The organism is Aequoribacter sp. (assembly GCF_965659035.1).
Classification (GTDB): domain Bacteria; phylum Pseudomonadota; class Gammaproteobacteria; order Pseudomonadales; family Halieaceae; genus Aequoribacter.
Genome location: NZ_CBFHWH010000001.1, coordinates 1,715 through 11,912 on the forward strand (window position 1 = coordinate 1,715; position 10,198 = coordinate 11,912).

The following is a 10,198-nucleotide window of genomic DNA, read 5'->3' on the forward strand; positions in this document are numbered from 1 at the left end:
TTGGCCAAGGATTCACGACCATTTCGCGCGTCGACGGGCAACGTGTCATCAAGGTGACTGCCGAAGTTCTGCGCGATAAAATCACGCCAGAACAAGTGTTATCCGAAGTTTTGGAAACCCGCCTTCCCGAAATATTAGAAACCCACCCTGGAGTGAGTTATGGATTGGCGGGCGAAGCTGCTGATCGCGCCGAATCCATTAGCTCGTTGGGCGCCTACGCTTTGTTAGCTCTACTCATCATCTATGCACTCTTAGCCATTCCGCTGCAGTCGTACTTACAACCCTTTGTGATTATGAGCGTCATCCCGTTTGGCGCCATTGGCGCTATTTTTGGACACTTTATTATGGGTGTTGATCTAACTTTCTTGAGCATCCTAGGTATTGTTGCGCTCTCAGGCGTTGTGGTGAACTCAAGTTTGGTTTTGGTTGACTATGTAAACCGTCAGCGCGTCTCGGGTGCACCCATTGAAGAAGCGCTCGTCAGCGCTGGAGTGGTCAGATTTCGCCCCATTCTACTGACCAGCTTGACCACCTTTATCGGCTTACTACCTATGGTCTTTGACACAAATGCCGCGACTCATCTTTTCGTGCCGCTGGCAATATCTCTTGCCTTCGGGGTGTTAGTCGGCACCGTGATCACATTGTTTTTGGTGCCGAGCTTATACCACATCACAGAAGATTTGTTTGGGGACCCACAGGCCGATTAATAATCGGCCATCCATGTATTCATACGCAGCTCTAGCAAATTGAGTGGTAGCGCGCCGGCGCCCAGCAGATGATCGTGGAACGCTCGAATATCAAAACGATCGCCCAGTTCCTGCTCGGCCTTAGCGCGCAATTCCAAAATCTTTAATTGACCGATTTTGTAGGCTAGCGCCTGACCCGGCCAACCGATATAACGGTCGATCTCGTTAATGATATCGGCCTCGGTCTTTGCGGCGTTTGCCATGAAGTAATCGATCGATTCTTGCCGACTCCACCCCAGGTAGTGCATCCCAGTATCTACCACCAAACGAACCGCTCGCCACATGTCGTACACTAATTGTCCGTAGCGAGAATAAGGGTCCTGATACAACCCCAGCTCGTATCCCAAACGCTCTGAGTACAGACCCCAGCCTTCGACAAATGCCGTGGCGCCCCCTATCTTTCGGAACATTGGCAGCCCCTCAAGCTCTCGGGCCAGCGCAATCTGCAGATGATGCCCGGGCATTGCCTCGTGCACACTCAATACTTCCATTTCAAACTTTGGACGCACCTCGGGTCGGTACAAATTTACATAGTAATAACCCGCTCGCGAACCATCGGCTGCCGGTGGCATGTAATACGCGGTGGTGGTATCCGGGGCAATTTGCTCGGGTATAGGCCGGACCCCGTAGGGAATGCGCGGCAAGCGCCCAAACAACTTTACCAATTCTGGATCAATGCGTTTCGAAATTACTCGGTACTGATCGTACAAGTCGTCGGGATTGTCATAGTAAAACTGAGGATCGGTCCTCAAAAACTCATTAAAGGCCTGCAAATCCCCATCAAAACCCACTTCCGCGATGATTTCCTCCATCGCCGCGCGAATACGTGCCACTTCGGCTAGGCCAATATCGTGGATTTGTTGCGGGGTGAGATTCGTCGTCGTGAAGCGCTGCGCCGCAAACTCGTATAGGGCTTTGCCGTTGGCTAAACTACCTACACCCACATCAGCTCGAGCAGCAGGGAGGTAGCGCTCGTTGAAAAACGTTTCGAACTTTTGATAAGCGGGGACCACGACATCCTTCACCACGCGTTCTGCCCGTTCCGCCAAGGCCTGGGCTTCCGCATGGGAAAGCGACCCGGCTAGCGCGATAAAAGGCTCGTAAAAAGGATTGTCTTGCAATCGAACTTGGGTAATTTTCGCAAGCTGCGCTGGAATGCGCTCCATAATCACTTTTGCCTGTACTCGACCTTGTCGAATACCCTCTTCCAGTATTGCCTGCTCTTGTTGAAGCCTACTAGGCAGGCTCTCCAGCCGCTGCAGCCATCGCTCATAGTCGTCTCTCGTCTGAAACGGCAGCGTCTCTGCCGCAGTAAAGAGTGATTGAGGCCCGCCGCGCATGGTAATTCCCATCAAATGGAAACCCAAGTCGTAGCCGCGTCGTTGATTCCGAATTTGGAGCAACAATAGCTCTTTATTCAATTTGGCCTCAGCGGACAGCGAGGCCCCATCGATAGCCACCAACCGTTGCTCGAAACCAGCGAGCGCTTGATCCTCGCGGGCTTGGGCCTCTAGACTCACATCATCCCACTCGCCAGCACGCTGCGTGTCGCCCATGAATACTGCGTATTCCGGGGAATTTTCTACTACCCACGCCCAATGTTCATCGATTAAGGAATTCAGCGTGTCATCACTCGCAAGTGACGACACCGCGAACCAATAATTCGCCAACAACAGGATCAAGCCACGCCGAATCATGATTATCCCTCGTGAGTAGGCTGTATCAGTGTTTTTACACCGGTCGCTTGACTCGCGTATTCGCGCACCAAGTCCAGAGACAGTGCCTCCGGCAATGACACGCGATGGGCATAGTGGCTGGCAAAGCTTGTTGTTAGTTCGGCTGCGACGCGCGCTCGCATTCGCATCATGACCTCAATACCAGCGCGTCCGAGGAACTGCGGTAGCAACCAGCCGTTAATCGACCACGCAAAACCAAAACCGCGATGTAAGGTCGTTGGACTGACATCTAACCCGCCGTAAATATACAGTTGCTTAAATCGATCGCTTCCGTAGCGATTGTATTCAGTCAAGTGCCTAGCTGCGGCGGCCTCCATACCGTTGAGTAGGGTACTACCAAGCGTGCCGCCACCAGTGGCGTCGAACGCGAGCGTTGCATGGTAACGATCGCAAGCGTCCGTAAGATCCGCAAAGAAATTAGGATCTTGGCTGTTAAGCACGCACTGTGCCCCCTGACTTTCTAACAGTGTTTTCTGTGTTTCGGAACGGACCACACAAATCAGGGGGATACCATCGGCTAAGCACAAACGATTTAGCATTTGCCCTAAATTAGAAGCCGCGGCCGTGTGAATGATGGCACTGTGCCCCTCCATTTTCATGGTCTCAATCATGCCCAGTGCAGTCATCGGATTAACAAAGCTCGACGCACCTTGTTCGGCACTCGCACCCTCAGGTAAAGGCAAACATTCCATGACATTCGCGACGCGATACTGTGCGTACATACCGCCACCAAATGCGCCCACCTTTTTGCCCAGCAAAGCCTGTGCAGCCTCTGAGTCACCCGCCGCGATCACAGTGCCCGCACCTTCGTTTCCGGTTGCCAGTGCCATACCCAATCGTGCAGCAAAAAACTGCACGGCGCCTGGCTTGGCTTTAGCACGAATCTTAGTCTCGTACCCAGAGCCCGACGAGGTCAGCGACTCTAAATCCATCGGCGCTGTCAATAATGCGAGGTCGGACGGATTAATCGGTGCCGCCTCCACCTGAATCAATACCTGGTCTGAAGCCAAGTCTGAAAAGTCCTTTGCCTCAAAATAGAGCGATGCTTCGCCGTCAGCGGTAAGTAAAGATTTTAATTGATAGCCAGTAGTCATAATTATCCTTATCGGTTTAATGATGTTCGCTCACCAGTTTAGCGAGTCGGTCCGGCGAGCGCCATGCCCCCCAACGTAATCTGCTCAAATATAGCCCAGCTAGGCATACCAGCATCGCAACAAAGGTCCACCAAGAGACCATAGGACCCAGTTGCCAGATCTTAATAATAAATACTTGCGCTACCAACATAGCCCAATGAACGGAGACCGACGCGAACATGAGCCAACGCGTATCGCCCGCACCTCTGAGCACACCCGATGCCACCAAATTGATGCCGTCAGCAATCACGTAGCACGCTAGGCCTAGCATCATTGCCTCCGCTAGGACGCTAATTTGTTCGAAATCCTCTGAACCTGTGTCAAAAACGCCGACCAGCGACACAGCTAAGGTCGCGAACGTAATGGCGAAAATCACTGTAACCGTGAGGGCGATGCTGAATCCTGCCGCGATCACTCTGTTCAGATTCTGTGACTCACCCGAGCCGATATAACGCCCGGCTAAACTCATCACTGCAATATGCAAACCAATCATCGAAATAAAAGACATCAGGTCCCAGTTAAACACGATGGCCATTGCTGCACCCTCGCGAGTACCGTAGTTCTGAAACATCAGCATGAATAAGTTAAACGTCACAACGTTCATGAACGATTCAAGCCCCGACGGAAACCCATAGCGTACAAACTTTCTCAGAATCCCCATATCAATCATCCAGCTCTGAGCGACACCGTAGAGCTCAGCAATGGCTGGTCGAAAGTAAAAACACAAAAAAAGAATCAAAGTGATCGCTGTGGCGATGACCGTGCCCAGCGCTGCACCGGTAATCCCCATAGCCGGAAATCCCCAATGCCCAAACACCAGCGCATAGCTGAGCGCAATATTGATTAGCACACCCGTCACGTCGCACACCATGACCACCCAGGAGCGTCCAATGCCGCTAAAAAAAGACGACAAAGCAGCCTTCGCCAGGCTGAAAACCCCACCATAAATCAGAACGTTATAATAAGCGCTCTCGAGCGCAACGAGCTCTTCAGCGTGGCCGACCCAGCGAAAGAGCTCGGTTACGGGAAAGGTTAACAGTAAGAGTATCGGAAACGCAGCAACCGACAAAACGAGACCTTGCGTAACCACTTTACTGCACTGACTGTGTCGCCCAGCGCCGGACAATTGCGCGACCATAGCGTTGGCGTAAGAAATGATGCCTAAAAACAAAGACAAAGTAACAAACGAAGTGACGCCACCCGACATCGATGCGGAAATGTGCTGAGCGCTTATCTGTGCCATAAAATAACGATCGGTGAAAATCATAAAGGCGTAAGCACCTTGCGAAATTACGATCGGTAAAGCTAATACAGAGAGCTCTTTAAAAATGGCTCGAAAGCCGCGTTCAGACATGCAGTTTGCTCAACAACAAAAACGACATGGCATCATACGCGACTTCTGGTGGAACAAAAGCGCTAACGTCCCAGCGCCATGCGCTCACTTGAGTAACGCCAAGCTGCAAGGCTTAGAATGATTACTGCGATTGCCAGTTGCGAGGCCGCGTATACCGCCAACTCCAATGCACCCACCGCCTCGCCACGTAGAATAGCCATGATCAACTGATTTTGTGACACAAAAGGCACGGCATACATCCATAATTGCGTCTTGATGGGATTAATCATCAGCGCAAACGTTGGGATGATCGGCAGCAGGGTCAGCATACTCATGTAGCTTTGCGCTTCTTTTACGGTTTTAGCATTCGCAGCCAGCAAGGTAAGCAATGAAACCCCTATTAAGGCAATTGGAATTAAACTCAAGGCAATGGCTCCAGTAGCCAACCAACTGAGTTTCATTTCAACAATGAGATTCGGGGCAAAGCTGAAGCTCAATTTGAAAGCCAACAACGCGACCGTGATCATCATCAGTCCAAAGCCTAAGCAGGCGCCGATCTTGCCGACCATGATTTGCCACGCCGCTGCAGGCACCAAGAGTAAACTCTCCAAAGACTCACGCTCGCGCTCACCGGCAGTCACATCAATCACGAAATATGCGCCGCCCAGGAAAGCCGTCAGAATTAAAAAATACGGCAAAAACAACAAGGCTTGACCCGCTCGACTGGCTTCGGTTGCTAAATCGTTACGCACCACGAGCAGCGCCGAAGCTGACCCCGGATCAACCCCTCGGCTGAGCATTCTCATACGCCCCAATTGGCTACTGTACTGGCTCAACATTCCATCTATCCGTGCTCTGGCAACTCTCGCGGATTCTCGAGAGCTGTCATAGTAAACATTCACCCGAGCGTTTTCTTGCGCGTACCATTGCGCTGGATAGTCCTCGGTAATTTCAAGGATTACTTCGTGCTCTTGCGTCTTAATCGCCTCGGCAATATCTGCGGGAGGATCGACAACATCGACATTTCTCTGTTCTAGCCAAGTCACAAGATTTGGAGCGAACTCGGCGCCGGCCACCGGCAACTTCAACACCGACTCGAGTTGTTTGGTGCGTTTTTCAGCGGCATAGGCGTTCATACCGATGATGAGGGCTGGTGCCAGCAACGCACCCATCGCCAAACCGATCAGTACTGTGCGTCTATCACGCATCAAATCGCGCCACTCTTTGCGCATTACAGTGAGTATTAAGTTCATAACATGAGCCCCTCTTCCGAGCCAATCAAATGCACAAACGCGTCTTCAAGAGAGTCTCGTTGCGCCTGCTCTTTCAGGGATTCGGGTGAGCCCTGAGCCATTACTTCGCCTTTCGCGATCACCACCACATGATCACACAGTGCCGCGACTTCTTGCATGATGTGCGTAGACAGCACAACACAACGCCCCTCAGCTTTACAGTTGAGTAAGAAGCGGCGCAAACCTCGTGTCGTCATAACGTCCAATCCATTCGTCGGTTCGTCCAACACAATATTCTGGGGGCGATGAATCACGGATCGAGCGATCGCCGTCTTGGTTCGCTGACCTTGCGAAAAGCCCTCACAGCGACGATCAATAAAGTCCGACATTTCAAGGTTTTGAATGAGACGATCGAGTTCGGGCTCGTAATCGTTTGGCGTCAAACCATTTAGCTCAGCAAAGTAGGTCACATTTTCACGCGCTGTCAAACGTGGATACAAGCCGCGAGTATCGGGCAATACCCCGAGCCGTCGGCGCACTCCTATCTTGTCTTCTTGGATATCGATGCCGTCAACCCGAACCGAACCCCGGCTTGGGCTCAACAACCCGTATAGCAAACGCATGGTCGTTGTCTTTCCCGCGCCATTGGGTCCGAGTAGGCCCGTAATTTGACCGTCACGGGCCGTCAGTGACACAGATTTTACCGCCTCGATGGTTCCCTTTTTCGACGCAAATGACTTTGCCACTTTGTTAATTTCAATCATCTCATGGCTCCCAACCGTAAACGCCTGTGAATACCGGCAGGCTCTCTCTGTTGTCGATGCACTCCGTTTCCTGAAACTTGAGGGTTTCGACAAAGTCAGCAACAAGTCTCGGCAAACATCCCACATTTAACACGCTATGCCCTTCGCCTTTGACAGTGATGTGTTGTGCATTTGTTAGCCCAGCAGCAATCACATCCCCATAACGCGGCGGCGTCACAGGATCGAGCTCGCCAGTGACTACCAAGGTGGGGACATCATGAGCTGCAAGTGAATGAAAATCTTCGAGTACCGCCTTTTGCGGCCAGACCTCACATTGAGAGCGCGAAAACTCGATCAGTTGCGCTCCAAGCAAGGTATCTGCCTCAGCTTCCACATCCGCCTGTGCCAAGAATGGAATAGACTCGCTGCAAATGACCGAAAGCTGCAAACCGTGGCTAATGGACTCTTGCATTGACTCGACCACAATATGATTCAAAGCCAAAATGTCGGCAAATCCATCACGTTTGGCGTTGGCAACTAAAGTCGGCAACATCACCGCCGTTGAAGGCTGATAACTCAGCATCCTAAAGACCGAGATCAAATGGTTCTGACCGACAGAAGTCGTTAGGTATTCGCCTGTTCTCGGGTGTCGGTAGCGAGTTTCTATCGGCGAGTGGCTGAGCTGGTTTAGCAGCTCATCGAGCAGCAAACGCGTATCACCTAGGTTAGCGTAACACTCTGGATTTTCACTGCAGGCACTCAAGCGCGCCGAGATCGCAAAGTCTAAATTACGACCGTGTTCACTGAGCAATACTAGATTTGACGGCACAGGGCTATCCAACACCAAACTGCGAGTTTGATCAGGATACAAGGCGGCGTAGCGTTGAGCCAAGCGAGTGCCGTAAGATACGCCCGCGACATTCAGTGCATTCAAACCTAAAACCTGCCGAACCAACTCGAGGTCCATAGCGGCGTCGTCCGTGGTGTAATGCGCAAGAGCCCGACCGGCGTGGCGTTCCATACAGTCCCTAGCTAATCGCTGCGCCAGCTCGCGGTCATTGGCGTCTAATACCGCAACATCCTCTTCACTGAAGGGACAATCAAGGGCTTGTGACTCGCCCGTCCCTCTCTGATCCACCAGTAAGATCGGCGCGAATTCTCCAACTCTAGACAGCCCCGAGCGAATGGAAGGAAAAGAGGCACGTGCGCCCTGACCCGGCCCACCCGCAAGAAAAACCAAGGGTATAGAATCGGCACTATCGCTGCGAGGTGGTATCCAAGTCAAGGCCAAATCGACGGTCGAGCCCTCTGGCTGATCGTGGTTCTCGGGCACGGCTAGGGTAGCGCACAAGGCCGGATAGACCGAGCGCTCGCCTTCAGCCATGCACTTCTCAAACTCGAGCGATCCTATACGTTTTGTTTCCGCTGCAAAACCCTCAACGCTTATGCTCAGTAACAGCGCCAGTGTCAATTTTTTCATCATCGCCGACATTCCACAGTAAAGCAGCAGCTAGGGTATGGTAAGCTTGCGCCCGTGTCACACTTTCACGACGAATACCCCATGCTACGCGATAAACAACTCGAGAACGGCGCTTAGGCGATGGAAGCTCTGGCACTCTGGCAAACTATTGCGATCTTTTTTGTTTTTATTTGGTCAGGCTTTGTGCGCTCCGGTTTGGGCTTTGGTGGGGCCGTTCTGTCGTTACCCTTTTTGCTTTTGATTCACGATAAGCCTCTAGTTTTTTTACCTTTAGTGTCGGTGCATTTATTGGTGTTCTCGTCACTCACTATCGCTCAGCCCTGGATAAAAGATCTGGCACGCGGGCAGCAACCCGCGTTCGAGTCGAATATCAACTGGCTGTATCTCAAAAAAATCTTGGCCATCACGATTGTCCCAAAACTCCTCGGGGTTTTTGGTGTAATAAGCCTTCCCAACGATGTCATTACTAACGTTATTTTCGCAATCGTTTTGATCTATGGATTGAGCTACGTTTTACAGAAGAGTTTCGTCTCGAATCACCCTGTCCTGGATTGGGTCTTTCTCATTTTGGGAGGGTATGTTTCGGGAACATCACTGATTGGGGCGCCGCTGATTATCGCTGTAATGGCAAGACAACTTCCAAGGGAACAGCTTCGCGACACTTTGTTTGCTTTGTGGTTTATCTTAGTCTCGATCAAGCTAGCCGCCTTCGCCGCAGCGGGTATCGATTTACAATGGAAAGCACATCTATGGTTACTTCCAGCCGCTGCGATCGGGCACGTCTTGGGTCTTAAGTTCCATCAGTATTCGCTGCAAGTCGAGCCAAAGCGCTTTATGCAGTGGATTGGTATCGCACTCATCGCAGTGGCACTTGCCGGCTTACTGCAGTATTGAGTTAGGTATAGGGCCAAAACTGCGGACCCAGCACATTAACTCAAGCAAAACTCTTGCACTAAGGGTACAACAGCTTCCGGCGACTCGAGCGGAAACAGGTGTCCACCCTGCATCGGCACAATCGTGACGTCCTTTTGAGTCTTCTTCCAACGCTGAATCACAGGCTCGTGAACTACATCGCTTTGTTCGCCCACCAATCCTAAGGTAGGGATACTAAGACGCTTGAGTTTTGACCACACCCAAGGTGCCGACATGTAGATTTCAGCCTCCCATTCGCGCGAAAATCTCAGGGCGACACCGTCGTCGTGCCGACCAAAACCTGCATGAATATAGCCCCAAAGTGCGTCATCGCTAAAATTTGCAAACGCTCTCGCCTTGCGGTGAAACTGAAACGCCTCGGTGTAATCAGTAAAGAAATTAGGGCGCCGTAAAGCCTTGCGCACCATCGGCATCTGCTGGCGTTTGGACCGTGGCAATAAGCGCATGGCGAGCTGCAACTTAGGGGGGATGAACACTGGATCGAGTAATATCAGGCGTGAGCAGAGGTCACTTTGCTGTGCCGCGGTTAACATTGAAACGGTGCCACCTAGGCTGTGACCCAGCAACACGACGGGCTCATCAAAAGCGCGCTGTAATTGTCCGATGTAATCGTCGGCGAAATGTCCCCACTTCACCCCTTTGTAGGGACCCTCCGGCATTCTTAGAGGTAGGTGATCGTAAGTGTACACAGATGCAAAATCGGCCAAGGCTTCGAGCAGGGGCCGATAACTCCCCGGTGGATAACCGTTTGCATGGGCAAAACAAATTTTCGTTGAAGCAGACCCTGCAAAATGCTGTATTGCCATAATAACCCTCAAAAATTTTCGCTTAGCTATATTGCAGGGGTGTGCGACCGATAGAT

Annotated in this window: 9 protein-coding genes; 2 read left to right on the forward strand and 7 right to left on the reverse strand. The window is 51.6% G+C overall.

Annotation, left to right across the window (positions count from 1 at the left end):
- On the forward strand, positions 1 to 707 hold a 707-nt coding region (locus tag ACTF5Z_RS00010; protein WP_438983991.1), incomplete at its 5' end, for an efflux RND transporter permease subunit.
- On the opposite strand, the gene ACTF5Z_RS00015 is transcribed toward ACTF5Z_RS00010, so the two are convergent.
- The 6 genes from ACTF5Z_RS00015 to ACTF5Z_RS00040 form a co-directional block, all read right to left on the reverse strand.
- Positions 704 to 2,443 carry a DUF885 domain-containing protein gene (locus ACTF5Z_RS00015; RefSeq protein WP_438983992.1) on the reverse strand — a complete coding sequence of 580 codons (1,740 nt, stop codon included), beginning with the start codon at positions 2,441 to 2,443 and terminating at the stop codon, positions 704 to 706. The two genes, ACTF5Z_RS00010 and ACTF5Z_RS00015, sit on opposite strands and share 4 nt — an antisense overlap.
- A gap of 2 nt (positions 2,444 to 2,445) precedes the next feature.
- On the reverse strand, positions 2,446 to 3,576 hold the full coding sequence (locus tag ACTF5Z_RS00020; protein ID WP_438983993.1) for a zinc-binding dehydrogenase: 1,131 nt from the start codon (positions 3,574 to 3,576) through the stop codon (positions 2,446 to 2,448).
- 16 nt (positions 3,577 to 3,592) lie between these two features.
- Positions 3,593 to 4,969, reverse strand: a complete 1,377-nt coding sequence (locus tag ACTF5Z_RS00025) for an MATE family efflux transporter (RefSeq protein WP_438983994.1) — start codon at positions 4,967 to 4,969, stop codon at positions 3,593 to 3,595.
- 62 nt (positions 4,970 to 5,031) lie between these two features.
- Positions 5,032 to 6,201: an ABC transporter permease gene (locus ACTF5Z_RS00030; protein WP_423848947.1), complete on the reverse strand. Its 1,170-nt coding sequence runs from the start codon at positions 6,199 to 6,201 to the stop codon at positions 5,032 to 5,034.
- Positions 6,198 to 6,944, reverse strand: coding sequence for an ABC transporter ATP-binding protein (locus ACTF5Z_RS00035; RefSeq protein ID WP_438983995.1), 747 nt, complete (start codon positions 6,942 to 6,944; stop codon positions 6,198 to 6,200). Before ACTF5Z_RS00035 ends, ACTF5Z_RS00030 begins: the two co-directional genes overlap by 4 nt.
- A gap of 1 nt (position 6,945) precedes the next feature.
- Complete coding sequence (locus tag ACTF5Z_RS00040) at positions 6,946 to 8,406, reverse strand: alpha/beta hydrolase (RefSeq protein WP_438983996.1); 1,461 nt, start codon at positions 8,404 to 8,406, stop codon at positions 6,946 to 6,948.
- A 117-nt stretch (positions 8,407 to 8,523) separates the two neighbouring features.
- On the opposite strand from ACTF5Z_RS00040, the gene ACTF5Z_RS00045 reads away from it, so the two are divergent.
- Positions 8,524 to 9,297 (forward strand): TSUP family transporter, encoded by a 774-nt coding sequence (locus ACTF5Z_RS00045; RefSeq protein ID WP_438983997.1) that lies wholly within the window; start codon positions 8,524 to 8,526, stop codon positions 9,295 to 9,297.
- 35 nt (positions 9,298 to 9,332) lie between these two features.
- Here ACTF5Z_RS00045 and ACTF5Z_RS00050 read toward each other — a convergent pair.
- The coding region (locus ACTF5Z_RS00050; RefSeq protein ID WP_438983998.1) for an alpha/beta fold hydrolase at positions 9,333 to 10,198 on the reverse strand (866 nt) is incomplete at its 5' end.

Coding starts and splice junctions, on each gene's coding strand:
- ACTF5Z_RS00015 (WP_438983992.1), bottom strand. CDS start 2,443: ATGATTCGGCGTGGCTTGATCCTGTTGTTGGCGAATTATTGGTTCGCG.
- ACTF5Z_RS00020 (WP_438983993.1), bottom strand. CDS start 3,576: ATGACTACTGGCTATCAATTAAAATCTTTACTTACCGCTGACGGCGAA.
- ACTF5Z_RS00025 (WP_438983994.1), bottom strand. CDS start 4,969: ATGTCTGAACGCGGCTTTCGAGCCATTTTTAAAGAGCTCTCTGTATTA.
- ACTF5Z_RS00030 (WP_423848947.1), bottom strand. CDS start 6,201: ATGAACTTAATACTCACTGTAATGCGCAAAGAGTGGCGCGATTTGATG.
- ACTF5Z_RS00035 (WP_438983995.1), bottom strand. CDS start 6,944: ATGATTGAAATTAACAAAGTGGCAAAGTCATTTGCGTCGAAAAAGGGA.
- ACTF5Z_RS00040 (WP_438983996.1), bottom strand. CDS start 8,406: ATGATGAAAAAATTGACACTGGCGCTGTTACTGAGCATAAGCGTTGAG.
- ACTF5Z_RS00045 (WP_438983997.1), top strand. CDS start 8,524: ATGGAAGCTCTGGCACTCTGGCAAACTATTGCGATCTTTTTTGTTTTT.